Here is a 24,633-nt window from a genome sequence, read left to right on the forward strand (position 1 = left end):
AAGAGAGAGCTATTTCATGAAGGTTAATATCGATATCAACGACATGCAGTATGTCGCTGCCTGGCAGGGATTTCACGGCGCCGACTGGAAACTCGGCATCAACGTGCGTGATTTCATTCAGGCGAACTACACCCCTTACAGCGGTGATGAATCTTTTTTAGCGGCGGCAACGCCTGCGACCACCGCGCTGTGGGAAAAGGTAATGGAAGGGATTCGCACGGAGAACGCCACTCATGCACCGGTGGATTTTGACTCCAGTGTCGCCACCACGATCACCGCCCATGCGCCGGGCTACATCGAGCAAAGCCTGGAAACCATCGTTGGCCTGCAAACCGACAAACCCCTGAAGCGCGCGCTGCATCCGTACGGCGGCATCAATATGATCAAGAGCTCATTTGATGCCTACGGGCGCGAAATGGACCCGCAGTTTGAGTACCTGTTTACCCATCTGCGCAAGACCCACAACCAGGGCGTATTCGACGTTTATTCGCCGGACATGCTGCGCTGCCGTAAGTCCGGCGTGCTGACCGGGCTGCCGGACGGCTACGGGCGAGGACGCATTATTGGCGACTACCGCCGCGTGGCGCTGTACGGTATTACGTATCTGGTGCGGGAGCGCGAACAGCAGTTCGCCGAGCTGCAATCCGCGCTTGAGCGCGGCGAGAATCTTGAAGCGACCATTCGCCTGCGTGAAGAGCTGGCCGAGCATCGCCGTGCGCTGCTGGAGATCCAGCAGATGGCTGCGAGCTACGGCTACGATATTTCCCGCCCCGCGCATACCGCACAGGAAGCGATTCAGTGGCTCTATTTTGCTTATCTTGCCGCGGTGAAATCGCAGAACGGCGGGGCGATGTCGCTTGGGCGCACCGCGTCCTTCCTCGATATTTACATTGAACGTGACATGCGTGCGGGCCGCCTGACGGAAACTCAGGCCCAGGAGCTGGTCGATCACTTCATCATGAAGATCCGCATGGTGCGCTTCCTGCGCACGCCGGAGTTTGATTCGCTGTTCTCCGGCGATCCGATTTGGGCGACGGAAGTGATTGGCGGGATGGGGCTGGATGGCCGTACGCTGGTGACCAAAAGCTCATTCCGCTACCTGCATACGCTGCACACGATGGGGCCAGCGCCAGAGCCGAACCTGACGATCCTTTGGTCGGAAGCGCTGCCGATTGCCTTTAAAAAATACGCCGCGCAGATGTCGATCGAGACCTCGTCATTGCAGTACGAAAACGACGATCTGATGCGCACCGATTTCAACAGCGACGATTACGCCATTGCCTGCTGCGTCAGCCCGATGGTGATCGGCAAACAGATGCAGTTCTTCGGCGCCCGCGCCAACCTTGCCAAAACGCTGCTGTATGCGATCAACGGCGGCATGGATGAGAAGCTCAAAATCCAGGTCGGCCCGAAAACCGCGCCGTTGATGGACGAGGTGCTGGATTACGCCACGGTAATGGAGAGCCTCGATCACTTTATGGACTGGCTGGCGGTGCAGTACATCAGCGCGCTGAACCTGATCCACTACATGCATGACAAATACAGCTACGAAGCCTCGCTGATGGCGCTGCACGATCGCGACGTGCATCGCACGATGGCGTGCGGGATTGCCGGGCTGTCGGTGGCGGTGGACTCCCTCTCCGCCATCAAATATGCGCAGGTGAAGCCGGTGCGCGACCACACCGGGCTGGCGGTCGATTTTGTTATCGACGGTGACTACCCGCAGTACGGCAATAACGACGAACGCGTGGACAGCATCGCCTGCGATCTGGTTGAACGCTTTATGCGCAAAATCAGCGCGTTGCCGACTTATCGCAATGCAGTACCGACGCAGTCCATTCTGACCATTACCTCCAACGTGGTTTATGGCCAGAAAACCGGGAACACGCCGGATGGTCGTCGTGCAGGTATGCCGTTTGCGCCAGGGGCAAACCCGATGCATGGCCGCGATCGGAAAGGCGCGGTGGCTTCACTGACGTCGGTTGCGAAGCTGCCGTTTGCCTATGCCAAAGACGGTATTTCCTACACGTTCTCCATCGTGCCAGCGGCGCTCGGTAAAGAGGACGGCACGCGGAAAACGAACCTGGTGGGCCTGCTCGACGGCTACTTCCATCACGAAGAAGCCATTGAGGGCGGGCAGCACCTGAACGTTAACGTGATGAATCGCGACATGCTGCTGGATGCTATTGAGCATCCGGAGCAGTACCCGAATCTGACCATTCGCGTATCAGGCTACGCGGTGCGCTTCAATGCACTGACCCGCGAACAGCAGCAGGACGTGATTTCCCGAACCTTTACGCACGCGCTGTAATTTGCGCTCACGGCGAGGCGTGCTCTTGGCGCCTCGCCCGGCCACCGCTCTTCACCGACAGGTTTTCAGGAGTGTGGATATGATTAGCACCTTCGACATTTTCAAAATTGGCATTGGTCCTTCGAGCTCGCACACCGTCGGGCCGATGAACGCTGGTAAAAGCTTTATCGATCTTCTGGTGGCATCGGGTGCGTTAGCTTCCGTTACCCGGATTAGCATCGATCTCTACGGCTCGCTGTCACTCACCGGCAAAGGCCACGCCACCGACACGGCCATCATCATGGGACTTGCCGGAAACACGCCGCAGAGCGTAGCAATTGATGGCATCCCCGCCTTCATTGAGCGGGTCGCCTCCAACGGGAAACTGCCGGTGGCAGGCGGTGCGCATCAGGTGGCTTTTGCTATGAATGAGGACATTGTTTTTCATGATGAAACGCTGCCGCGGCATGAAAACGGCATGCGGATCGTCGCCTGGCGCGGGCAGGAGCGGCTGCTCAGCAAAACGTACTACTCCATCGGCGGCGGGTTTATCGTTGATGAAGAGCATTTCGGCCAGGCGCATGAGGTGGAAACGCCGGTGCCGTACGCTTTCCGCTCCGCAGGTGAATTGCTGAAGCTGTGCGAGCGCAACGGGCTTTCCGTCTCCGGGCTGATGATGCAGAACGAACTCGCGCTGCGCAGCAAAGAGGAGATTGATACCGGGATCGCTCAGCTGTGGCAGGTGATGCACGACGGCATTGAGCGTGGCATGAATATCGAAGGCGTGCTGCCGGGGCCGCTCAAGGTGCCGCGTCGTGCCGTCGCGCTGCGAAGAATGCTGGTGGCGAGCGACAGCCTGTCGAGCGATCCGATGAACGTGATCGACTGGATCAATATGTTTGCCCTGGCGGTCAGCGAAGAGAACGCGGCGGGTGGGCGCGTGGTGACCGCTCCGACCAACGGCGCCTGCGGCATCATTCCGGCAGTGCTCGCCTATTACGATAAATTCCGACGCCCGGTTAACCCCAACTCCATTGCCCGCTATTTGCTGGCCGCCAGCGCCATTGGCGCGCTGTACAAAATGAATGCGTCGATTTCCGGGGCGGAAGTGGGTTGTCAGGGGGAGATTGGCGTTGCCGCATCGATGGCTGCGGCGGGGCTTACCGAGCTGCTGGGCGGCAGTCCGGCGCAGGTCTGCATCGCCGCCGAAATCGCCATGGAGCATAACCTGGGGCTGACCTGCGATCCGGTTGCCGGACAGGTGCAAATCCCCTGCATCGAGCGTAATGCCATCAATGCGGTGAAGGCGGTTAATGCGGCCCGGATGGCGCTGCGTCGTACGTCCGAACCCCGGGTTTCACTCGATAAGGTGATCGAAACCATGTACGAAACGGGCAAGGACATGAACGACAAATACCGTGAAACCTCACGCGGTGGGCTGGCGATAAAAGTTGTCTGCGCGTAATCCTGCACGCACGAGCAGAAACGGCGCGCGCTGCAACGGCTATTAAGACCAGATGCCCGGTGGCGCTACGCTTACCGGGCCTACAACTTCAGCGTAATGATTTGATTTTGTAGGCCTGATAAGCGAAGCGCCATCAGGCAGAACAGGGAGAATTTCTACGCCAGACGAGCTTCCTGTTCCAGCCTGGTTTCGGCTTCCGAGACAATAGCCTCCAGTTCCCCCAACATTTCATCAAAACCAAACGCTATCGGCGAGGCGTTGACGCTGGCGACCGTTTCCAGGTTTTCTTGCGGAGCGGCCGTCTGAACCGCGCCTTTTTTCTGCTGTTTTTTGCTCACGATGACCGCCAGAATTCAGGGCTATACCGGTAAATCTATCAGCAAAGCGCGCAGCGGCGTATCAGCAACCAGTGTTATGTTAGCCTCGTCACGAATAAAAGCGCCGTCGCCGCAGGTCAGGCCTTCCCGTTCGGCTTTTGGCGTTAGCGCATGAACGGTGCCGTGAATCGACTGTAAGTACGCACGAGGCCCATGAAGCTGGAAGCTGAGCTGCTCGCCTTTCTCTAACTGAATGTGATGGATCCATACCTGCTGACGCAACTGCACGCTCTGCTGGCTGCCGTCCGGAGAGGCAATCAGCTGCTGCGCGGTATTGCTGAGCGCCAGCTTCTGCACCGGCTGGTTTTCCCTTTCCGGGCAGGCATCGAGCCACAGCTGCATGCGGGTCAGTGATTTGTCTTTGCTGAGGTTGTGCTCGCTGTAGCTGATACCCGGTTGGGTGGCAATCAGCAGCGCTTCGCCTGCTTTGGCCTGAACGTGATTCCCTTCACTGTCGCGATACTCGGCTTCCCCTTCCAGAATGAGGTTAAGGATATCGACTTTCGGGTACGTTCTTGGCTGGAATGCGCTGCCTGGGCCGAGCACTTCCTGATTCAGAACGCGCAGCGAGGCGTAGCCCAGCAGTTTTGGGTCGAAGTAGTGTCCAAAGGAGAAAGTGTATCGGGCCTGCAGCCAGCCGAAATCGGCTTGTCCACACTGTTTGGCTGTTCGGGTAGTAATCATATTCTTGACCTCTCTTTACACTAAAACAATGGTAAAGCTATGGACGCTGCATTGTTAGCCAGATATTCTGCCCGGTATGTTCAAATTTCCTGAATGAGAACGCCATGGCTAAAGAGAGAGCATTGACGCTGGAAGCGTTAAGAGTAATGGATGCCATCGACAGGCGGGGCAGTTTTGCCGCCGCTGCCGATGAGCTGGGGCGCGTTCCGTCGGCGCTGAGCTACACCATGCAGAAGCTGGAAGAAGAGCTGGATGTGGTGCTGTTTGACCGATCAGGACATCGTACAAAATTCACCAACGTGGGGCGCATGCTGCTGGAGCGTGGGCGCGTTTTGCTGGAAGCGGCGGACAAGCTCACCACCGATGCCGAAGCGCTGGCTCGCGGCTGGGAAACGCACCTGACGCTGGTCACAGAGGCGCTGGTGCCAACGCCTGAGCTGTTCCCGCTGGTGGAAAAGCTGGCGGTGAAAGCCAACACGCAGCTGTCGATCATTACCGAAGTGCTGGCGGGCGCATGGGAAAGGCTGGAGCAGGGGCGGGCGGATATTGTGATCGCTCCGGATATGCATTTTCGTTCGTCTTCCGAGATTAACTCCCGCAAGCTTTATTCCATTATGAGCGTGTATGTTGCGGCACCGGATCACCCGATCCACCAGGAGCCGGAACCGTTATCCGAAGTGACGCGCGTGAAATACCGTGGCGTGGCGGTGGCTGATACTGCCCGGGAACGGCCAGTGTTAACCGTGCAGCTGCTCGATAAGCAGCCGCGCCTGACCGTCAGCACCATTGAAGATAAGCGTCAGGCGCTGCTTGCCGGGCTTGGCGTGGCGACGATGCCGTATCCGCTGGTAGAGCAGGACATCGCCGAAGGGCGCCTGCGGGTTGTCAGCCCGGAATACACCAACGAAATCGATATCATTATGGCCTGGCGGCGTGACAGCATGGGCGAAGCGAAAGCCTGGTGCCTGCGCGAAATACCAAAGTTGTTTGCACACCATAAATAGCGAACGCAGAAACGAAAACGCTCCTCAGACGGGAGCGTTTTTTGGTTATACGCAGAAGGCGTTATGACACAATCCGCTGCGTTGCATCTGATGCTTTCGGGTCCGGCCCGAAGCGGTTGTCGCCTGGCGTGCCGCTCTGGCAGTTAAAGACCAGGATCACCAGCCAGCCGATCACCGGGATCAGCCAGATAAGCAGCCACCACGCGGAACGATCGGTGTCGTGCAGACGGCGGAACTGTACCGCCAGCCCCGGCAGCAGCACCAGCAGACCATAAATGCTTGCCAGCACACCTTCACCTCCGGCGCGCTCCCAGCCGAGGATCTTATCGATAATGCTTAGTACCCCGGCCAGAACGAAGCTTATCAGCACGAACATCCAGTATTCTTTCCGGCGTGCGCGGCCACCAAATCCGATGTAATTCTTCAGTACTTTTAGATACCAGTCCATTTTCCTTGCCTCGATTATCAGTCAATCACTTGTTTTCTAAGCGATCGAGGTAAGGATAGATGCAAAAGATGAATTAAAAAAGGGCATCCAGAGATGCCCTTGATAATTAGCGGAAGCGGACGTCGCGCCCGTGCGGTTCGTCGAGATCCTGCCAGGGGCCGATGGAGATGATCCCTGTCGGGTTAATGGTTTTGTGGCTGCGGTAATAGTGGTTACGAATGTGGTCAAAATTGACCGTCTCCGCCACGCCCGGCAGCTGATAAATATCGCGCAGGAAAGCGTACAGGTTCGGATAATCGCTGATGCGGTGCTTGTCGCATTTGAAGTGGGTGACGTACACCGGGTCGAAGCGTACCAGCGTTGTCCACAGACGGAGGTCGGCTTCGGTTAGCTGGTTACCCGTCAGATAGCGGTGCTGATTGAGGATCTGTTCGACGCGCGCGAGGGATTCAAAGACTTTATTCACCGCTTCGTCGTAGGCCTCCTGGCTGGTAGCAAACCCGGCCTTGTAGACGCCGTTATTGATGGTGTCGTAGATCCAGCCGTTCAGCTCGTCTATTTTCCCACGCAGCGCTTCCGGGTAGTAGTCTCCCGCGCGTGCGCCGAGGCCGTCAAACGCCGTGTTCAGCATACGGATGATTTCAGCGGATTCGTTGCTGACGATGGTGTGGTTCTTTTTATCCCACAGCACCGGAACGGTGACGCGCCCGCTGTAGTGCGGATCGGCGTGGAGGTAGAGCTGATAGAGAAATTCGTTTTGGTACAGGCTGTCGCCGGTTGCGCCGGGGAAGCTGTCGTCGAAGGTCCAGCCGTTTTCGAACATCAGCGGGTTGACCACCGAGACGTCGATAAACGCTTCCAGGCCTTTCAGCGCGCGCATAATCAGCGTGCGGTGTGCCCACGGGCAGGCGAGGGAAACGTATAAATGATAGCGATCTTTCTCGGCGGCAAACCCGCCTTCTCCGGAGGGGCCGGGCGCGCCATCGGCGGTCAGCCAGTTACGAAACGCCGAAACGGAACGTTTGAAACGCCCCCCGGTTGATTTTGTGTCATACCAGGTGTCATACCAGACGCCGTCAATCAGTTGTCCCATGTTCTCTCTCCTTCAAATGGCAAAAGCGAGGAAGACGCTCCTCGCTTTTTGATGCATTCAGTATAGATGCCTTACCACTTTTTGTTCAGCACGCGGTCCAGACTCAGGGCACCAGGGCCGGTGATAGCCAGTACCAGGAAGCCGCCTGCGATGGTCATGTTCTTCATGAACATCAGGGAGTTCACGCCTTCCGCAAAGTTGCTGTGGAAGATGAACGCGGTCAGCAGCGTAAAGACGGCGGTAATAATCGCGGTGGTACGGGTCAGCAGACCGAACAGAATGGCCAGGCCGCCGCCAAACTCGAGCAGAATGGTCAGAGGCAGCAGCGCACCCGGAACGCCCATGGCTTCCATGTATTGTTGGGTGCCAGCGTAGCCGGTGATCTTGCCCCAGCCTGCGGTGATAAACAGGATTGGCATCAGAATACGTGCTACCAGGAAACCAACATCTTCTAATTTTTTCATTCTACTCTCCATCAAACCTTTTGGGCGTCTGTATTGATTTGTTGTGCAATTTCGCAGAGATACCGCGTGCTTGCTGTCGATGGAAAGGAGTGTAAACGTGACGGTGCGGGATTGTTAGCAAGGAAAACTGTCAGTCTTCTTCAAATATATTGAGTGTGTGCGGGGTTGCCTGATGGCGCGGATTGCCTGGTGGCGGCTAATGCCTTACCTGGCCTACAAATCAGGTCCGGGGAGAGGCAAAGAGAGGGAAAGGAGGCCGGGTAAGCGGTAGCGCCACCCGGCATTCAGCCATTTGGCAACATCAACGGAACTGCTGCTGGCGAAGCGTATTTTTTACCAGGCGGTATGCGCTCCAGGCACCAAAGCCCCGGCGGGCCCAGCGCACCAGGAAGCGGGGATGACGAACGCTCCAGATGGCCATCACGCTGCTGCCAACCAGCGCCCAGGAACGCAGGTTAAGCAGCGTGTTCCAGCCACGATCGTAGACGCCCGTGGCCTCGTGCCAGTCGCGGCGGCTGGCAGAAAGATCCAGCCGCTGCTGCTGAATCTGGCTCAGCAAATACGCTTTGCGTTTTTGCAGCTCCAGTTTGCTCTTACTCACGATCGTCGTCCTCAAGCAGCGCCCGGTCGTTCGCCAGCTCGTTGCGGGTGTGGCGCAGGAAGGTGGAGCGCCGCGCCTTACGCAGCGTCCAGAGGCCGCCAATAAGCGCCAGCGCAAGCAGCACCACGGTGGTGGCAATCATGGCGTTCAGGCGGTACTGCGGATCGATGGCCCAGATAATCAGCACCATCAGGCTCATTAACCCAAAGGCGGCGAACAGCATGGTCAGGCCAAGCATCAGCAACATCTGGAAGAGGTTGGCTTTCTCCTCTTCCAGCTCGACCACCGCCAGTCGCAGACGGGTTTCGACCATCTCGACCATGATGGTGACGATCCGCTGACCGATACCAAAGACGCTTTTGCCCGGCCCGTGTGTGCGATGTGAATCAGCCATAATCAGCGACGCGTCAGCAGCACACCCAGCACCAGCCCGACGGCTGCACCGATACCTACGCCAGTCCATGGGTTATCACGTACGTACTCATCTGCGCGCGCGGCCGCTTCACGGGTTTGTTTGGCAATAACGTCGCTGGTTTCGCCCAGACGATTGCGGCTATCCTTCAGTGCGCGTTCTGCTTTGCTGCGCAGTTTGCCCAACTCTTCTTTTGATTTATCGGTGGAGGAGTTCAGCACCTCTTCCAGGGTATCCGCCAGGGATTTCAGTTCGGCACGAAGATGTTCTGAGGTGTTCTCTTTTGACATGGTGTTCTCCAGTTGACGAGATTAGACTTCCATTGACTCAATAATCACGAGACTCCAGCGCTTTCAGCTGCTCCTGCGCTTCTGCGAGCTTGTGTTCACGTTTACTGATTTTGTCCGCATCACCTTTGGCTTTCGCTTCGTCCAGGTCGTGGCGACGCTCGGTGACTTCCTCTTTTTGTCTGGCAATTTTCTGCTGGTGGTCGGCGCGAAGTTTTGTGTCGCTACAGCTGTTTTTCACTTCGCGTAACGCTTTGTTCAGACCGTCAATCCGGCTCTGGTTGTGGTGCTTTTCGGCGTAGTGAATTTCGCGCTGAATGTCCTGCTCTTTCTCCTGGCACGGCGTGGTGGCAAACGCGGCTGTGCTCAGCGTGACAAGGCCCAAAGTCAGAAAAATGCGGTATTTCATAGGTGAAACCTTCCATTGTGTCGTGGGCAACGCTGGACATTGCCCCACCCAGTCGATGAGATGAGGATGGTGACTTCCGCTTACTCAATGATAGTTAGTAAACGCGAAATCACCAAAGCCTGTGAAAAGATTCAGAATCCTGGAAGGGATTAACCGAAACGGTGTGGGTTATCACGGAAGCGGGAAAGCCAGTGCGGGGTCAGCGAGTCGTCGTCGTCCTGCTGGGCGATGATGTAACCGTGGGGCAGCGTTCTGTCCAGCACCTCTTTGGCGGCGGCGCTCTGATCGCTGGATTCAAATTTGATCACTAAGGCATCTTTCTGTGGGGTGATGCTTTTAAAGGGGATACCGTTGGCATCCAGGTGATGCCAGACGGAGAAGCCGTCCGGCATGCTGACGCTTGCGCTCACCGGGCGAATGGCCAGCGATGATTCCCGCTGTTGCACCGCGCTTCCAAACCAGATGAGGGCGCACAGCATGAGCAGTGCACCGAAACAGAGGCTGAGCCGGCGCAGGGTGACGTTACGCAATTCCATGCTTAACTCCGGTTACCGTATTTTTTCTTCCACAGCACGACCAGCGAACCGATAAGGCCAAATACCAGCAATACCACAGGCAGCAGCATCAGACAGGACATTAACGCATCTTCGTATTTCTGGAATACCGGCGTTTTACCCAGCGCGTAGCCGAGCGTGGTGAGGATAACCACCCACAGCAGGCCGCTCATCCAGTTAAAGAACTGAAAACGGGTGTTGCTCAGGCCGGACAACCCGGCGATGGTCGGGAGCAGGGTACGTACGAAAGCGATAAAGCGGCCAACCAGCAGCGCGGATAAACCATGCTTATGGAACAGATGATGCGCGCGCTGGTGGTAATGTGCAGGCAGATGCGACATCCAGGTTTGTACGAGGCGCGTATTGCCGAGCCAGCGCCCCTGAATGTAGCTGACCCAGGAACCGAGACTTGCGGCAACGGTGAGCAGCAGCAGCGTCTGTGGGAGGCCCATCACGCCTTTGGCAATCAGTACGCCGACCAGGATCAGCAGGCTGTCGCCGGGCAGAAACGCCGCAGGGAGGATCCCATTCTCAAGAAACAGAATCATAAATAATACGAGGTAAAGCATGCCGATGAGGGAAGGATTCGCGAGGGTTTCGAAATCCTGACTCCATAAGGCATCAAGTAATTGGGTTAACAGTTCCATTCACGATTCCTGGTACATCGATTAATGTCACGCCTGAACGCGTTGTCTGCCGGACGTCAGTTGTTATTGATTGATTATGGACGCTGGCGTGGCGTTCCGAACTTATCCATGTTTATACGAAACGGGGCAGCCCGTTTCGCGAACGACAAATTGCATCTAAGTGTAACAAAGCCTCTGGTTCTGCGTCACAGAAATTACAGATTGTTGAGCAGTGATTTTGCTTTCTGAAAGAGGGCGAGGCGAGGGATTTTACACAGGCTGACACTATAGTGGCTTAACTTACCCTCGATAAGGCATCGAGGGTAAAGAAACGCTTATTTTACGCCGTTAGCGGCCGTATCGAGATGAACGACCGGATTCTCCGCAAACAGATAGCGATCGGCGTTGAATTCAAAGTCATCGCTGGTTTCGTTAAACAGCATTTGTTTGGTGTTTTCAAGGTGCTGCCACATTGCCAGCTTCGCCGCATGGGGATCTTTACGGATCAGCGCTTTCAGGATCTGATCGTGATCGTCGCACCAGTTATCAACGGTTCGAGAGTCGATGTGATCGTGCAGTTTTTTCCAGTACGGGTTGTGTACGCGCTGCGTCCACATTTTTTCGACGATGGCCGCAAGCGCGGTATTTTGCGTTGCCATTGCCACCTGCACGTGGAACTGCAAATCCCATTCTGAATCGCGGAAGCACTTCTCTTTGCGCGCCTTTTCCTGAATCTCCATCAGCTTCATGATGTCCTGCTTGGTGACCTGAGTCGCCGCAAATTCAGCAATGTTGCTTTCAATCAGCTGACGAGCCTGAAGCAGCTCAAAGGGGCCATAATTCGCAAACTCAAGGGATTCATCCGGGGTCTGGTAGTGTTTAGCCGTGCTGGAAATAACATGAATACCGGAGCCTTTACGCACTTCAACGTAGCCTTCAACCTCCAGCATAATGATGGCTTCACGGACAACCGTACGGCTGACGTTCTTCTCGTCGGCAATAAAACGTTCTGCAGGCAGCTTGTCGCCCACAAGATAAACGCCTTGCTCGATGCGATCTTTCAGCTCAGCGGCAAGCTGTTGATATAAACGGCGTGATTCCGTGATTTCCATATTCGCTCCAGGCAGGGTACAGCATAATGAATTTGTTATACCACTTTTACCCAATCCTCACCACCCTGAAACAGCAAAAAGCCGCTCGGTGAGCGGCTTTAATGTCAGTCGTGATAAGGCTTAGCTCTGCGTAGCCGGGCCGCCAATGGTCTGGATATTTTCCGCCGCAGGTTTGTTCTGCAGGACGGTCCAGATCACTACCGCACCTATCAGGTCAAACAGCGCCAGCACCGCGAACAGCGGGCTGAAGCCAAGCGTATCCGCCAGGGCACCAACCACAAGCGCAAACAGGGTGCTTGCTGTCCAGGCCGCCATACCGGTCAGGCCGTTTGCCGTTGCCACTTCGTTACGGCCAAACACATCAGAAGAGAGCGTGATCAGCGCGCCGGACAGAGCCTGGTGAGCGAAGCCGCCGACGCACAGCAGTGCAATCGCTATATACGGGCTGGTGAACAGGCCAATCATGCCCGGGCCAATCATCAGTACCGCGCCCATGGTCACCACCAGCTTACGGGAGACAATCAGGTTCACGCCAAAGACGCGCTGGAACAGCGGCGGCAGATAGCCGCCAACGACGCAGCCGAGGTCGGCAAACAGCATTGGCATCCAGGCGAACATCGCGATGTGCTTCAGGTCGAAGCCGTAAACTTTGAACATAAACAGCGGGATCCAGGCGTTGAACGTTCCCCATGCCGGTTCTGCCAGGAAGCGCGGCAGCGCAATGCCCCAGAACTGACGGTTGCGGACGATCTGCCAGGCAGACATTTTCTTCGCGTTGTTGGTTTGATGCTGGGCTTCCTGACCGCCGATGATGTACTCGCGCTCTTCATCGCTTAATTTTTTCTGATCGCGCGGATGCTTATAGAAGATAAGCCAGGCCATTGCCCAGGCGAAGCTCAGGACGCCGGAAATAATGAACGCCATCTGCCAGCTGTGCATCACAATCGCCCAGACGACCAGCGGCGGAGCAATCATCGCGCCAATCGATGAGCCCACGTTGAAGTAGCCAACTGCCACGGAACGTTCCTTCGCCGGGAACCACTCGGAGCTCGCTTTCAGACCCGCAGGGATCATCGCGGCTTCCGCAGCACCCACAGCACCACGTGCCAGCGCCAGGCCTCCCCAGCTGCCTGCCAGCGCGGTTGCGCCGCAGAAACAGGCCCAGAGTACGGCAAACATAGCGTAGCCAATTTTGGTGCCGAGCAGGTCGAGTACGTAGCCTGCTACAGGCTGCATCACGGTATAAGCCGCGGAGTAGGCGGCGATAATGTAGGAGTATTGCTGGGTGGAAATATGCAGTTCTTGCATCAACGTCGGTGCGGCGGCGGCCACGGTGTTACGGGTCAGATAACCCAGCACGGTGCCAAGCGTCACCAGTGCGATCATGTACCAACGTAACCCTTTAATTTTACGCATCTAAAACCTCGTCATTTGTTTTATCCGCGCACCGCGCGGTCATCTTCCTGGGAGGAAGGAGGATGTTTAAGTAACGGGGGCGTAACAGACAAACTGTAACGGCCCGAACCTTGCCATGAGTAATCCTGCGAATTCGGTATCCGTACCGGGTAATTCCGACGACGCTGTCATCGGTAATGCATTCCGTCGGCTGATAGGTTGCGACGGGGCAAACGATAACTTGTCATACAACTTTAAAAGGTGAGAACCGTCACAAATGCTGGAATAACCGTAGGGTCTTTATTGCTGATGAATAAAGCCAGTGTCTGCGCGGCCTGGCACGTTGTTTACTTCTTATTGAGTACTTTTTTTGTCGGTGTTTATTGATCTGACTCACGAAAAATTCTTCGGTGGCTGGAAATTGGTGTGATAACTTTGTCACCATTGCAGTTAAGCATCTGACGCACTCTATAATGAGGAAGACGATAATGACGCCGTTTATGACCGAAGATTTCCTGCTCGATACCGAATTTGCCCGCCGTCTGTACCATGACTACGCCAAAGACCAGCCGATTTTCGACTACCACTGCCATTTGCCGCCGCAGCAGGTTGCCGAAAATTACCGTTTTAAAAACCTGTATGACATCTGGCTGAAAGGCGATCACTATAAATGGCGTGCGATGCGCACCAACGGCGTAGCGGAAAGGCTGTGTACCGGGGATGCGTCCGATCGTGAAAAATTCGATGCGTGGGCCGCGACAGTGCCGCACACCATTGGCAACCCGCTGTATCACTGGACGCACCTCGAGCTGCGTCGTCCGTTCGGCATCACTGGCAAGCTGCTTTCTCCGGCAACGGCCGATGAGATCTGGAACCAGTGCAACGATCTGCTGGCGCAGGACAACTTCTCTGCGCGTGGGATCATGAAGCAGATGAACGTGAAGATGGTCGGCACCACCGACGATCCGATCGATTCCCTTGAACATCATGCCGCCGTGGCGAAAGACACAAGCTTTGACGTGAAAGTGCTGCCAAGCTGGCGCCCGGATAAAGCGTTCAATATTGAACAGGCTACCTTCAACGACTATATGGCGAAGCTCAGCGAAGTGTCTGACACCAACATCCGTCGCTTCAGCGATCTGCAAACCGCGCTGGGCCGCCGCCTGGATCACTTTGCGGCGCACGGCTGTAAGGTTTCGGATCACGCGCTGGACGTGGTGTTGTTTGCGGAAGCAAGCGAAGCGGAACTGGATGCGATTCTGGCGCGTCGTCTGTCAGGCGAAACCCTGAGCGAGCACGAAGTGGCGCAGTTCAAAACGGCTGTTCTGGTGTGGCTCGGTGGTGAATACGCCCGTCGCGGCTGGGTGCAGCAGTACCATATCGGCGCGCTGCGCAACAACAACCAGCGCCAGTTTAAGCTGCTGGGGGCGGACGTCGGCTTCGACTCCATCAATGACCGTCCGATGGCGGAAGAGCTGTCGAAGCTGCTGAGCAAGCAGAATGAAGAAAACCTGCTGCCGAAGACCATTCTGTACTGCCTGAACCCGCGCGATAACGAAGTGCTGGGCACCATGATCGGTAACTTCCAGGGCGAAGGGATGCCGGGCAAGATGCAGTTCGGTTCCGGCTGGTGGTTCAACGATCAGAAAGACGGTATGGAGCGTCAGATGACGCAGCTGGCGCAGCTTGGCCTGTTGAGTCGCTTTGTCGGGATGCTGACCGACAGCCGCAGCTTCCTCTCTTATACGCGTCATGAATATTTCCGCCGCATTCTGTGCCAGATGATTGGCCGCTGGGTCGCCGCAGGCGAAGCGCCAGCCGACATTCAACTGCTGGGCGAAATGGTCAGAAATATCTGCTTTAACAATGCGCGCGACTACTTCGCCATTGAACTGAACTGATTCGCTACCGCATCGGCATTAAGGTTGGTTGATATGCAATACATCAAAATCCATTCGCTGGACAACGTGGTTGTCGCGCTGGCGGATATCGCAGCGGGACAGGAAGTGACCGTGGAAGGTCAGACGGTACGCCTGCTGGCGGACGTCGTGCGCGGGCACAAGTTTGCCCTGTACGCCATCGCGAAGGGTGAAAACGTCATCAAATATGGACTGCCTATTGGTCATGCGCTGACGGACATTGCGCCCGGGGAACATATTCATTCCCACAACACACGAACCAATCTCAGCGATTTGGATGAGTACAGCTATCAACCGGATCTGCACAGCGAACTCGCTCAGGCAAGTGATCGTGACGTGCAGATCTACCGCCGGGCGAACGGTGAAGTGGGCGTTCGCAACGAACTGTGGATCCTGCCGACCGTTGGCTGCGTGAACGGTATCGCGCGTCAGATTCAGAACCGTTTTCTGAAAGAGACAAACAACGCAGAAGGCACCGACGGGGTGTTCCTGTTTAGTCACACTTACGGCTGTTCGCAACTTGGTGACGATCACGTTAACACCCGTACCATGCTGCAGAATATGGTGCGCCACCCGAACGCCGGGGCAGTGCTGGTGATTGGCCTCGGCTGTGAAAACAACCAGGTCGATGTGTTCCGCGAAACGCTGGGCGAATTTGACGCTGACCGCGTGCATTTCATGATTTGCCAGAAGCAGGACGATGAAGTGGAGGCGGGTCTTGAGCTGCTGCATCAGCTGTATGACGTTATGCGCCACGACAAGCGCGAGCCGGGCAAGCTGAGCGAGCTGAAGTTTGGCCTTGAATGCGGCGGCTCCGATGGCCTCTCCGGCATCACCGCTAACCCGATGCTCGGGCGCTTCTCAGATTATGTGATTGGCAACGGCGGCACGACCGTACTGACAGAAGTACCGGAGATGTTTGGTGCCGAGCAGATCCTGATGAGCCACTGCCGCGACGAAGCGACGTTTGAAAAGACCGTCACCATGGTCAACGACTTCAAGCAATACTTTATCGCGCACAATCAGCCGATCTACGAGAACCCGTCGCCGGGCAATAAGGCTGGCGGGATCACCACGCTGGAAGAGAAATCCCTGGGCTGTACGCAGAAGGCGGGCTCAAGCCAGGTGGTGGACGTGCTTCGCTACGGAGAACGCCTGAAAACCCACGGGCTGAATCTGCTGAGCGCACCGGGTAACGATGCGGTGGCGACCAGCGCACTCGCCGGAGCGGGCTGCCACATGGTGCTGTTCAGCACCGGGCGCGGCACGCCGTACGGCGGCTTTGTGCCGACGGTGAAAATCGCCACCAACAGCGAGCTGGCGGCGAAGAAAAAGCACTGGATCGACTTCGATGCGGGGCAGTTGATTCACGGCAAAGCGATGCCGGAGCTGCTGACGGAGTTCGTGGATGCAATTGTGGAATTTGCTAACGGCAAACAGACCTGCAACGAGAAGAATGATTTCCGCGAGCTGGCGCTGTTTAAGTCGGGCGTAACGCTCTGAAGATAACGCGCCGGATGGCGACGACCCGCCTTATCCGGCCTACAAAACCTTGCCTATCCTGTAGGCCGGATAAGCGCTAGCGCTATCCGGCTTTATTTTTATCCGCGCAGCGCGTCCTTCGCCAGACGTGCATCTTCTGCCTGACAAACCGCAGCGGTGAACATCACGTCAGTAGAGGAGTTGATGGCGGTTTCGCACGAGTCCTGAAGCACGCCGATGATAAAGCCCACGGCGACCACCTGCATGGCAATCTCGTTCGGGATGCCGAACATGTTGCAGGCCAACGGGATCAGCAACAGTGAACCGCCCGCCACGCCGGATGCGCCGCAGGCGCAGAGTGCCGCCACCACGCTTAACAGCAGCGCCGTTGGCAGATCGACCGGAATACCCAGCGTATTTACCGCTGCCAGCGTCAGCACCGTGATGGTAATCGCCGCGCCCGCCATATTAACGGTTGCGCCCAGCGGGATAGAGACGGAGTAAGTATCGCGGTCCAGGTTCAGCTTCTCACACAGCGACATATTGACCGGAATATTCGCCGCCGAGCTGCGGGTGAAGAAGGCGGTCACACCGCTTTCGCGCAGGCACATCAGCACCAGCGGATACGGGTTACGGCGCGTCTGAAAGAAGACCAACAGCGGGTTGATGACCAGGGCGACTACCGCCATACAGCCAATCAGCACCAGCAACAGCTGCGCGTAACCCCACAGAGCACCGAAACCGGTGGTAGCGAGCGTCGAGGAGACCAGGCCAAAAATACCAATCGGCGCAAAGCGAATAACCAGCGTCACGATAAAGGTCACGGCGTCAGAGACGTCGTTAATCAGGTTTTTGGTGGTGTCATTACCGTGGCGCAGGGCAAAGCCCAGGCCCACCGCCCACACCAGAATGCCGATATAGTTGGCATTGATCAGCGCGTGGATGGGGTTGGCAACAATGCTCATCAGCAGGCCATGCAACACTTCAACAATACCCGCTGGCGGGGTAATGTCGGTGGCGCCCGACGTCAGCTGCAGCGTGGAAGGGAAGATAAAGCTGACAATGACCGCTGTCAGGGCGGCCGAGAAGGTACCCAGCAGGTACATCCACAGGATCGGACGAATATTGGTTTTTTGCCCCTGCTGGTGGTTGGCGATAGAGGCCATCACCAGAGTCAGAACCAGTACCGGCGCTACGGCCTTCAGGGCACCGACGAACAGCGTACCCAGCAGCCCGGTCGCTACCGCGGCAGGTTTTGAGATCAGTGCCAGCGCGACGCCGAGCACCAGGCCAACCAGTATTTGCTTAACAAGGCTGCCGCGCGACAGGCGCGTAAACAGACCCGATGATGATTTGGTCATGGGTATTCCTTAAGTGAAATTGCGTTCCATCCCGGATGTGCTCTGAGTCACATTTATGTCCGGATGTAAGTAAATGTTTGCCTGGTCGAGTATAGGGAAAGTGGTGGGGGAGGGAAGCGTAAAATGCTGGATTTTACGTGTTGCGTCATGTTTTTTAACTGTTGTTTTACAATGTTGCCGGGTGGCGCTTCGCTTATTCGGCTAACTGGGGGCTTGTAGGCCCGGCAAGCGTAGCGCCGCCGGGCAAAGCCAGTTAAGCCTGTTTCTTATCCTGCTGGTAATTAACCCATGCATTGATAAGCAGCGTCACAACCAGAATGCCGAACACCACGCCCAGTGAAATTGCGATAGGGATATGGTAGAAATCGACGATCAGCATCTTGATACCGATAAACACCAGAATCACCGACAGGCCGTATTTGAGCATTGAGAAGCGTTCTGCCACGCCCGCCAGCAGGAAGTACATGGCACGCAGGCCGAGGATCGCAAACAGGTTCGACGTCAGCACGATGAACGGATCGGTGGTCACCGCGAAGATAGCCGGAATGCTGTCTACCGCGAAAATCACGTCGCTCAGCTCCACCAGTATCAGCACCAGCAGCAGCGGCGTGGCGTACAGCAGGCCGTTTTGGCGCACGAAGAAGCGTTCGTTTTCGATTTTATCGGTCATGCGCAGATGCCCGCGGATCCAGCGCACCAGCGGCTTATCGCCGATACCCCCTTCATCTTCTTTTGCCAGCGCCATCTTCACGCCGGTAAACAGCAGGAACGCGCCGAACACATACAGCAGCCATTCGAACTGGGAAATCAGCCAGCTTCCGGTGAAGATCATGATCGTACGCAGCACAATCGCGCCCAGAACGCCGTACACCAGTACCCGACGCTGCAGCGCTGCCGGCACCGCAAAGTAGCTGAACAGCATCAGCCAGACGAAGACGTTATCTACCGCCAGCGCTTTCTCAATCAGGTAACCCGTGAGGAACGCCATGGCCTGCGGATCGGCAACGGCACGGCCCTGGGTTTGGGCGAGATACCACCAGAAGGCAAGGTTGAAAAGCAGCGATAAAGTGACCCAGACCAGCGACCAGCTTGCCGCCTGCTTCATGGTCATGGCATGTGCGCCGCGCCGTCCCTGTAACAGCAGATCGATCGCCAGCATAATGACGACCACAACAACAAATCCGCCCCAAAGTAACGGTGTGCCGACAGTATTCATAATCTTTCCTTTAAGCAAAAAAAACGGCTAACGTCCAAAAGACGATAGCCGTTATGGGATTTTTTGCCCGGACCTCGCCTTTCGGCAAGGTCTCACTTACAGCAGGAAAGAAATTATGCTGCATCTCTTTCCTGTTGCCCGGCGACCGGATGCTTTCGCATCGTCATGACGATCCACCGGCTAACAAGTTACTCCCCTTTGCGTGTGACAAAATATTACAGAGCATTGAGGGGGTCAATGCCCTGTAACATCGGTTTTACATTGTTTTACGCAGCCGCGCCGTCAGCCGGGAAGACTACGCCGGTCTGACGGCGGATTTCGGTCGACAGCTTCGCCGTGATGCGGCTGACCTCGAGACCCGGATGGTTCACCTCACCGGCTTCCACCAGGCGGGCGAACGTTTCCGCTTCATACAACATGGTGTTGATGTGCTGTGGTTGGGTCAGGTCCTGGGCTTTACCGCCGCGCGGCACGAAGGACACTTTCTGGCACTCGGAGATTTTCTCGATCACCAGCGAGCCGTCTTCGCCCTGAATTTCGCTTGGCAGAACGGAATCGCTCACCTTGGAGTGCTGTAGCGTCACGCTGAAATCGCCGTAGTCCAGCACCGCCACGCCGTGCGCGTCAACGCCGCTTGCCAGCAGCGAAGCTGTAGCCTTCACGCTCTGCGGCTCGCCCCAAAGCGCGACAGCGGAGGCCAGGCAGTAGAAGCCGATGTCCATAATCGAACCATTGGAAAACGCCGGGTTAAAGGTGTTCGGGTTTTCGCCGTCGAGATAGCGCTGATAGCGTGACGAGTACTGGCAGTAGTTGATAAACGCCTTGCGCAGGTTGCCCACTTTGTCGAGCGACTGCTGCAACGCTATGAAGTTCGGCAAGCTGGCGGTCTTGAATGCTTCAAACAGCACCACCTCGTTTGCCCGGGCGATGGCGATAGCCTCTTCTGCTTCAGCAATATTGGAGGCAAAAGGCTTCTCGCAGATAACATGCTTTTTGTTACCCAGGAACAGCTTCGTCTGCGGGAAGTGCAGGGAGTTTGGGCTGGCAATATATACCGCGTCGATAACGTCGCTTTGCGCCATCTCATCGAGCGAAGTGAAGGTGTGCTCCACCATGTAATCGCTGGCGAACGCCTGGGCCTGTTCGGGGCTGCGGGAATAAACGGCGGTTAGCTTATAGCTGCCGGTTTCATGGGCGGCATCGACAAACTGGCGGGTGATCCAGTTGGTACCAATGACTGCGAAACGTATCATGAGAATCAACGTACTCCGTAAAAGTGACCTTTCGCCACTTTAGCACGGCTAAATGACAAAACCAGTGCGCGCTCACGCAGAACCCGGCAGCGAAAGCTGCGTCAGCCAAAGGCGGGTATCAAACTCCAGCTGGTGATACTGCGGCTCCATATGGCAGCAGAGCTGATAGAAGGCTTTGTTGTGATCTTTCTCCTTCAGGTGCGCCAGCTCATGCACCACAATCATTCGCAAAAAAGCTTCCGGCGACTGGCGAAACACGGTGGCGACGCGGATCTCCGCTTTGGCCTTCAGCTTCCCGCCCTGCACGCGCGATACTGCAGTGTGCAGGCCCAGCGCGTTTTTCAGCACGTGAATTTTATTGTCGAACGCCACTTTGTTGATAGGCGGAGCGCTGCGCATATAGCGGTTTTTCAGGTTTTGCGTAAATTCCCACAGCGCCTTATCGTTAGTGATGTCGTGCCTGTCGGGATAGCGCTTCTCCAGCACTTCGCCAAGACGCCGTTCGGCAATCAGGGTGCGAACCTGGGCGAGCAGATGCTCGGGATAACCGCTTAAATACGTCAGTTCGCTCATGCTTGTCTCAGATTCCGGGAAAAAAGGGTATACTCACGCACCCCGAAGGGGCGACGCAGCGCTGAACATCCTGTAAGAGTGCAAGTAAGGATGTCATTACTGTAAAAAAAACAAGGAAAATCAATTCATTGATTTTCGACTGATGACAACAAAAAAGGAAAAACCACGCTTTTTCCTTTTTTGTCAGTAACCTGACGCCCCCTGACGGGGATACCACCGAATTTTACCATCCAGGAGGGCCGATGAGCCAATCAGACAACGGTTTCCGTTCACTGACACTAAAACGTTTCCCGGAAACGGACGACGTTAACCCGCTGCAGGCGTGGGAAGCGGCAGATGAATACCTGCTGCAGCAGTTAGACGGCACCGATATCACCGGCCCGGTCCTCGTTCTGAACGATACCTTCGGCGCGCTGGCCTGTGCGCTGGCGGAACACCAACCTTACAGCATTGGTGATTCCTACTTAAGCGAGCTGGCGACCCGTGAAAACCTGCGCCACAACGACATTCCGGAAAACAGCGTCACCTTCCGCGACAGTACCGGCGAATACCCGGCAGATCCGGCGGTTGTACTGATTAAAATCCCGAAAACGCTGGCGCTGCTGGAACAGCAGCTGCGTGCCCTGCGCGAAGTGGTCACGCCACAAACCCGTATTATCGGCGGTGCGAAGGCTCGCGACGTGCATAACTCCACGCTGGATCTGTTCACGAAAATTCTCGGCACCACGACCACCACGCTTGCGTGGAAAAAAGCCCGTCTCATCAACTGTACTTTCACCGCTCCGGCGCTGAAGGAAGAGTCGCAGATAACCAGCTGGAAGCTGGAAGGAACTGACTGGACTATCCATAATCATGCGAACGTGTTTTCCCGCACCGGGCTGGATATCGGCGCGCGCTTCTTTATGGAGCATCTGCCGAAGGATCTGGAAGGGGAAATAGTCGATCTCGGCTGCGGTAACGGCGTTATCGGCCTGACGTTGCTGGAGCGCAACCCGCAGGCGAACGTGGTGTTCGTGGATGAATCGCCGATGGCGGTCAGCTCCAGCCGCATGAACGTAGAAGAAAACATGCCGGACGTGCTGGATCGCTGCGAGTTCATGATCAACAACGCGCTGTCGGGGGTGGAGCCGTTCCGCTTTAACGCCGTGCTCTGCAACCCGCCGTTCCATCAGCAAAGCGCGCTGACCGATGGCGTGGCTTGGGAAATGTTCCACCACGCGCGCCGCTGCCTGAAAATCAACGGCGAGCTGGTGATTGTGGCGAACCGCCACCTCGACTATTACCACAAGCTGAAGAAGATTTTTGGCAACTGTACGACTATCGCCACCAACAAGAAATTTGTGATCCTGAAAGCGGTCAAGCTCGGCCGTAACCGTTAAGGTTTTTTGCCCGGCGGCGCTTCGCTTGCTCAGGCCTACGGTTTTGTAGGCCCGGTAAGCGAAGCGCCACCGGGCAACATCTTTAAATTTCCAACGCTAATTTCGTGCCCTGAGCAATCGCGCGACGCGCATCTAACTCCATCGCCACATCACATCCGCCAATCAGATGCACCGGTTTACCGGCTGCACGCAGCGGTTCGGCCAGGCTGCGGCGCGGCTCCTGTCCTGCACAGATAATCACGTGATCCACCTCGAGCAGCTGCGGTTCTCCGCCGATCGTTACGTGCAGCCCACGATCGTCAATTTTCTCGTAGCTCACCGACGGGAACATTTTCACCCCACGCGCAAGCAGAGTTGTGCGATGGATCCAGCCGGTGGTTTTGCCTAACCCTTCGCCAGGTTTGCTGGCTTTGCGCTGTAGCATCACAATCTGGCGGGGGCTCTGGTGCAGCTGTGGCCCTTCCGGACGCAGGCCACCGTTCAGTTGCAGGCTGGTATCAATTCCCCATTCCACGCAAAACTCAGCGATATTCTGGCTGGTGGCCTCGCCCGGCTGGCTCAGGTACATCGCGGTATCAAAACCAATGCCGCCGCAGCCGATAATGGCGACGCGCTGGCCAACCGGCGTTTTGTCGCGCAGCACGTCGAGATAATTCAGTACCTTAGAATGATCGATTCCCTCGATGGCAGGCAGTCGCGGCTTAATGCCTGTCGCGAGGACCGTTTCGTCGAATTCGGTCAGATCTTCTGCGCAGACAGTGCGGTTCAGCTCCAGCTTCACGCCGTGGAGCTCGATCATCCGGCGGTAATAGCGCAGCGTCTCGTAAAACTCCTCTTTGCCGGGGATCTGCTTAGCGATATTAAACTGGCCGCCAATTTCGCCTGCGGCATCGAACAGCGTCACCTGATGCCCCCGCGCCGCCGCGTTCACCGCAAACGCAAGGCCAGCCGGGCCCGCGCCGACAACGGCCAGGTTTTTCTTCTGCTGTGCCGGCACGACGGGCATCCGCGTTTCATGGCAGGCGCGTGGGTTAACGAGGCATGAGGTCACTTTGCCGGCGAAAATTTGATCGAGGCAGGCCTGGTTACAGCCGATGCAGGTGTTGATCTCATCCGCCCGCCCGCTTTGCGCCTTGGAGAGCAGCTCCGAATCTGCGAGGAAAGGCCGCGCCATCGATACCATATCGGCGTCGCCGCGCGCGAGGATCTCATCGGCCACCTGCGGATCGTTAATACGGTTAGTGGTCACCAGTGGGATCGTGACTTTGCCTTTCAGCTTACGCGTCACCCAGGTAAACGCGCCGCGCGGCACGGGCGTGGCAATCGTTGGAATGCGGGCTTCGTGCCAGCCAATGCCGGTGTTGATGAGGGTTGCGCCTGCTTTTTCAATGGCCTGCGCCAGCTCTACGGTTTCGTTGAAGTTGCCGCCGCCCTCGACCAGGTCGAGCATCGACAGACGGTAGATAATGATGAAATCCTCACCCACGCGCTCACGCACTGCGCGAACCACTTCGACGGCGAAGCGCATGCGTTTTTCCCAGCTTCCGCCCCATTCGTCTTCACGCTGGTTGGTGCGGGCCGCAAGGAATTCGTTGATCAGATAGCCTTCAGAACCCATCACTTCCACGCCGTCGTAGCCTGCTTCACGCGCCAGTAGAGCGCACTGAGCAAAGTCATCAATCAGCACCAGAATTTCTTCGTGAGTCAGGGCGTGCGGCTTGAAGCGGTTGATCGGGGCCTGAAGGGCTGAAGGCGCGACCGGCCGCGGCTGATAGCTGTAGCGCCCGGTATGCAGGATTTGCAGGGCGATTTTACCGCCTTCTTTATGCACCGCGTCGGTCACCGGGCGATGATGGGCCAGCTGGCTGGCATCGTTGAGCACCGCACCGCCTTCCATTGTGACGCCAGATAAAGTCGGTGCCACGCCGCCGGTTACGATAAGCGCCACGCCGTGCCGGGCACGTTCGGCATAGAACGCCGCCAGCCGTTCGGTACCGTCCGGACGTTCCTCCAGCCCGGTGTGCATCGAGCCCATCAGAACGCGGTTTTTCAGGGTGGTAAAGCCCAGATCGAGCGGGGCAAACAGGGACGGGTAGTGGCTCATAATCGCTTCCAGTGTAAAATTATTGTTATGTGGTCGGATGAGTTGTTAATTTAGCTTTCGGCGGGCAAAAGGGAAAAGGGTGAGTGCGGTGATTGTGATGGGATTCAAAGATTGGGGGAGTGAGG

The 24,633-nt window shown here is 56.5% G+C and carries 24 protein-coding genes; 6 read left to right on the forward strand and 18 right to left on the reverse strand.

The window, feature by feature from the left end:
* Positions 1-16 precede the first annotated feature (16 nt).
* Positions 17-2,311: a formate C-acetyltransferase gene (gene pflB / locus AB1287_RS11460; protein WP_435617834.1), complete on the forward strand. Its 2,295-nt coding sequence runs from the start codon at positions 17-19 to the stop codon at positions 2,309-2,311.
* A gap of 79 nt (positions 2,312-2,390) precedes the next feature.
* Positions 2,391-3,755: an L-serine ammonia-lyase gene (gene tdcG, locus AB1287_RS11465; RefSeq protein WP_435617835.1), complete on the forward strand. Its 1,365-nt coding sequence runs from the start codon at positions 2,391-2,393 to the stop codon at positions 3,753-3,755.
* Positions 3,756-3,910: 155 nt separating this feature from the next.
* On the opposite strand, the gene AB1287_RS11470 is transcribed toward tdcG, so the two are convergent.
* Both AB1287_RS11470 and AB1287_RS11475 read right to left on the reverse strand, forming a co-directional pair.
* Positions 3,911-4,093, reverse strand: a complete 183-nt coding sequence (locus AB1287_RS11470; protein ID WP_312625497.1) for a hypothetical protein — start codon at positions 4,091-4,093, stop codon at positions 3,911-3,913.
* A 21-nt stretch (positions 4,094-4,114) separates the two neighbouring features.
* Positions 4,115-4,816: a pirin family protein gene (locus tag AB1287_RS11475; protein WP_435617836.1), complete on the reverse strand. Its 702-nt coding sequence runs from the start codon at positions 4,814-4,816 to the stop codon at positions 4,115-4,117.
* 104 nt (positions 4,817-4,920) lie between these two features.
* On the opposite strand from AB1287_RS11475, the gene yhaJ reads away from it, so the two are divergent.
* A complete protein-coding gene (gene yhaJ, locus AB1287_RS11480; RefSeq protein ID WP_312625501.1) occupies positions 4,921-5,820 on the forward strand; it encodes a DNA-binding transcriptional regulator YhaJ in 900 nt (299 codons plus the stop codon).
* 61 nt (positions 5,821-5,881) lie between these two features.
* Here yhaJ and AB1287_RS11485 read toward each other — a convergent pair whose 3' ends face one another.
* The 11 genes from AB1287_RS11485 to AB1287_RS11535 all read right to left on the reverse strand — a co-directional run bounded on the left by AB1287_RS11485 (position 5,882) and on the right by AB1287_RS11535 (position 13,242).
* Positions 5,882-6,268 carry a DUF805 domain-containing protein gene (locus AB1287_RS11485; protein WP_312625502.1) on the reverse strand — a complete coding sequence of 129 codons (387 nt, stop codon included), beginning with the start codon at positions 6,266-6,268 and terminating at the stop codon, positions 5,882-5,884.
* A gap of 106 nt (positions 6,269-6,374) precedes the next feature.
* Positions 6,375-7,361: a glutathione S-transferase family protein gene (locus AB1287_RS11490; RefSeq protein ID WP_435617837.1), complete on the reverse strand. Its 987-nt coding sequence runs from the start codon at positions 7,359-7,361 to the stop codon at positions 6,375-6,377.
* A 71-nt stretch (positions 7,362-7,432) separates the two neighbouring features.
* Positions 7,433-7,825, reverse strand: a complete 393-nt coding sequence (locus AB1287_RS11495; RefSeq protein WP_435617838.1) for a DoxX family protein — start codon at positions 7,823-7,825, stop codon at positions 7,433-7,435.
* Positions 7,826-8,126: 301 nt separating this feature from the next.
* The gene (locus tag AB1287_RS11500) at positions 8,127-8,426 is read right to left on the reverse strand and encodes a YqjK-like family protein (protein WP_312625505.1); all 300 of its coding nucleotides are present in this window, start codon (positions 8,424-8,426) and stop codon (positions 8,127-8,129) included.
* Complete coding sequence (locus AB1287_RS11505) at positions 8,419-8,820, reverse strand: phage holin family protein (protein WP_312625507.1); 402 nt, start codon at positions 8,818-8,820, stop codon at positions 8,419-8,421. Before AB1287_RS11505 ends, AB1287_RS11500 begins: the two co-directional genes overlap by 8 nt.
* A gap of 2 nt (positions 8,821-8,822) precedes the next feature.
* Positions 8,823-9,128 carry a DUF883 family protein gene (locus tag AB1287_RS11510; protein ID WP_312625510.1) on the reverse strand — a complete coding sequence of 102 codons (306 nt, stop codon included), beginning with the start codon at positions 9,126-9,128 and terminating at the stop codon, positions 8,823-8,825.
* 37 nt (positions 9,129-9,165) lie between these two features.
* Complete coding sequence (locus AB1287_RS11515) at positions 9,166-9,534, reverse strand: DUF1090 domain-containing protein (RefSeq protein WP_312625512.1); 369 nt, start codon at positions 9,532-9,534, stop codon at positions 9,166-9,168.
* A gap of 149 nt (positions 9,535-9,683) precedes the next feature.
* The gene (gene mzrA / locus AB1287_RS11520; RefSeq protein WP_312625513.1) at positions 9,684-10,070 is read right to left on the reverse strand and encodes an EnvZ/OmpR regulon moderator MzrA; all 387 of its coding nucleotides are present in this window, start codon (positions 10,068-10,070) and stop codon (positions 9,684-9,686) included.
* A 2-nt stretch (positions 10,071-10,072) separates the two neighbouring features.
* Positions 10,073-10,735 carry a DedA family general envelope maintenance protein YqjA gene (yqjA, locus tag AB1287_RS11525; protein ID WP_312625515.1) on the reverse strand — a complete coding sequence of 221 codons (663 nt, stop codon included), beginning with the start codon at positions 10,733-10,735 and terminating at the stop codon, positions 10,073-10,075.
* A 314-nt stretch (positions 10,736-11,049) separates the two neighbouring features.
* On the reverse strand, positions 11,050-11,826 hold the full coding sequence (gene exuR, locus AB1287_RS11530; RefSeq protein ID WP_312625516.1) for a transcriptional regulator ExuR: 777 nt from the start codon (positions 11,824-11,826) through the stop codon (positions 11,050-11,052).
* A 120-nt stretch (positions 11,827-11,946) separates the two neighbouring features.
* Entirely contained in the window at positions 11,947-13,242 is a 1,296-nt protein-coding gene (locus AB1287_RS11535) for an MFS transporter (protein WP_435617839.1), read from the reverse strand.
* A gap of 467 nt (positions 13,243-13,709) precedes the next feature.
* On the opposite strand from AB1287_RS11535, the gene uxaC reads away from it, so the two are divergent.
* Entirely contained in the window at positions 13,710-15,122 is a 1,413-nt protein-coding gene (gene uxaC / locus AB1287_RS11540) for a glucuronate isomerase (protein ID WP_435617840.1), read from the forward strand.
* Positions 15,123-15,155: 33 nt separating this feature from the next.
* The gene (locus AB1287_RS11545; protein ID WP_435617841.1) at positions 15,156-16,643 is read left to right on the forward strand and encodes a UxaA family hydrolase; all 1,488 of its coding nucleotides are present in this window, start codon (positions 15,156-15,158) and stop codon (positions 16,641-16,643) included.
* A gap of 98 nt (positions 16,644-16,741) precedes the next feature.
* On the opposite strand, the gene sstT is transcribed toward AB1287_RS11545, so the two are convergent.
* From sstT to AB1287_RS11565, 4 genes are all read right to left on the reverse strand, one after another.
* Positions 16,742-17,983 carry a serine/threonine transporter SstT gene (gene sstT / locus AB1287_RS11550; RefSeq protein WP_435617842.1) on the reverse strand — a complete coding sequence of 414 codons (1,242 nt, stop codon included), beginning with the start codon at positions 17,981-17,983 and terminating at the stop codon, positions 16,742-16,744.
* 253 nt (positions 17,984-18,236) lie between these two features.
* A complete protein-coding gene (locus AB1287_RS11555; protein WP_435617843.1) occupies positions 18,237-19,199 on the reverse strand; it encodes a TerC family protein in 963 nt (320 codons plus the stop codon).
* A gap of 266 nt (positions 19,200-19,465) precedes the next feature.
* A complete protein-coding gene (locus AB1287_RS11560) occupies positions 19,466-20,452 on the reverse strand; it encodes a Gfo/Idh/MocA family protein (RefSeq protein ID WP_435617844.1) in 987 nt (328 codons plus the stop codon).
* 72 nt (positions 20,453-20,524) lie between these two features.
* Positions 20,525-21,025 carry a M48 metallopeptidase family protein gene (locus AB1287_RS11565; RefSeq protein WP_312625535.1) on the reverse strand — a complete coding sequence of 167 codons (501 nt, stop codon included), beginning with the start codon at positions 21,023-21,025 and terminating at the stop codon, positions 20,525-20,527.
* 242 nt (positions 21,026-21,267) lie between these two features.
* Here AB1287_RS11565 and rlmG point away from each other — a divergent pair, with 242 nt between their 5' ends.
* Positions 21,268-22,404 carry a 23S rRNA (guanine(1835)-N(2))-methyltransferase RlmG gene (rlmG, locus tag AB1287_RS11570; RefSeq protein ID WP_435617845.1) on the forward strand — a complete coding sequence of 379 codons (1,137 nt, stop codon included), beginning with the start codon at positions 21,268-21,270 and terminating at the stop codon, positions 22,402-22,404.
* A gap of 82 nt (positions 22,405-22,486) precedes the next feature.
* Here the strand turns inward: rlmG and AB1287_RS11575 are convergent, their stop codons facing one another.
* The gene (locus tag AB1287_RS11575) at positions 22,487-24,508 is read right to left on the reverse strand and encodes an FAD-dependent oxidoreductase (RefSeq protein WP_435617846.1); all 2,022 of its coding nucleotides are present in this window, start codon (positions 24,506-24,508) and stop codon (positions 22,487-22,489) included.
* Positions 24,509-24,633: the final 125 nt, after the last annotated feature.

This window comes from Scandinavium sp. UTDF21-P1B, assembly GCF_040750395.1.
Lineage (GTDB): Bacteria > Pseudomonadota > Gammaproteobacteria > Enterobacterales > Enterobacteriaceae > Scandinavium.

What these genes read in the sequence shown, in the direction of transcription:
- mzrA (WP_312625513.1), bottom strand. Translation starts at nt 10,070, where the DNA reads ATGGAATTGCGTAACGTCACCCTGCGCCGGCTCAGCCTCTGTTTCGGT.
- AB1287_RS11560 (WP_435617844.1), bottom strand. Translation starts at nt 20,452, where the DNA reads ATGATACGTTTCGCAGTCATTGGTACCAACTGGATCACCCGCCAGTTT.
- AB1287_RS11565 (WP_312625535.1), bottom strand. Translation starts at nt 21,025, where the DNA reads ATGAGCGAACTGACGTATTTAAGCGGTTATCCCGAGCATCTGCTCGCC.
- AB1287_RS11490 (WP_435617837.1), bottom strand. Translation starts at nt 7,361, where the DNA reads ATGGGACAACTGATTGACGGCGTCTGGTATGACACCTGGTATGACACA.
- sstT (WP_435617842.1), bottom strand. Translation starts at nt 17,983, where the DNA reads ATGACCAAATCATCATCGGGTCTGTTTACGCGCCTGTCGCGCGGCAGC.
- yhaJ (WP_312625501.1), top strand. Translation starts at nt 4,921, where the DNA reads ATGGCTAAAGAGAGAGCATTGACGCTGGAAGCGTTAAGAGTAATGGAT.
- AB1287_RS11555 (WP_435617843.1), bottom strand. Translation starts at nt 19,199, where the DNA reads ATGAATACTGTCGGCACACCGTTACTTTGGGGCGGATTTGTTGTTGTG.
- AB1287_RS11510 (WP_312625510.1), bottom strand. Translation starts at nt 9,128, where the DNA reads ATGTCAAAAGAGAACACCTCAGAACATCTTCGTGCCGAACTGAAATCC.
- exuR (WP_312625516.1), bottom strand. Translation starts at nt 11,826, where the DNA reads ATGGAAATCACGGAATCACGCCGTTTATATCAACAGCTTGCCGCTGAG.
- AB1287_RS11485 (WP_312625502.1), bottom strand. Translation starts at nt 6,268, where the DNA reads ATGGACTGGTATCTAAAAGTACTGAAGAATTACATCGGATTTGGTGGC.
- AB1287_RS11505 (WP_312625507.1), bottom strand. Translation starts at nt 8,820, where the DNA reads ATGGCTGATTCACATCGCACACACGGGCCGGGCAAAAGCGTCTTTGGT.
- AB1287_RS11515 (WP_312625512.1), bottom strand. Translation starts at nt 9,534, where the DNA reads ATGAAATACCGCATTTTTCTGACTTTGGGCCTTGTCACGCTGAGCACA.
- pflB (WP_435617834.1), top strand. Translation starts at nt 17, where the DNA reads ATGAAGGTTAATATCGATATCAACGACATGCAGTATGTCGCTGCCTGG.
- AB1287_RS11495 (WP_435617838.1), bottom strand. Translation starts at nt 7,825, where the DNA reads ATGAAAAAATTAGAAGATGTTGGTTTCCTGGTAGCACGTATTCTGATG.
- AB1287_RS11475 (WP_435617836.1), bottom strand. Translation starts at nt 4,816, where the DNA reads ATGATTACTACCCGAACAGCCAAACAGTGTGGACAAGCCGATTTCGGC.
- yqjA (WP_312625515.1), bottom strand. Translation starts at nt 10,735, where the DNA reads ATGGAACTGTTAACCCAATTACTTGATGCCTTATGGAGTCAGGATTTC.
- tdcG (WP_435617835.1), top strand. Translation starts at nt 2,391, where the DNA reads ATGATTAGCACCTTCGACATTTTCAAAATTGGCATTGGTCCTTCGAGC.
- AB1287_RS11545 (WP_435617841.1), top strand. Translation starts at nt 15,156, where the DNA reads ATGCAATACATCAAAATCCATTCGCTGGACAACGTGGTTGTCGCGCTG.
- AB1287_RS11575 (WP_435617846.1), bottom strand. Translation starts at nt 24,508, where the DNA reads ATGAGCCACTACCCGTCCCTGTTTGCCCCGCTCGATCTGGGCTTTACC.
- uxaC (WP_435617840.1), top strand. Translation starts at nt 13,710, where the DNA reads ATGACGCCGTTTATGACCGAAGATTTCCTGCTCGATACCGAATTTGCC.
- AB1287_RS11535 (WP_435617839.1), bottom strand. Translation starts at nt 13,242, where the DNA reads ATGCGTAAAATTAAAGGGTTACGTTGGTACATGATCGCACTGGTGACG.
- rlmG (WP_435617845.1), top strand. Translation starts at nt 21,268, where the DNA reads ATGAGCCAATCAGACAACGGTTTCCGTTCACTGACACTAAAACGTTTC.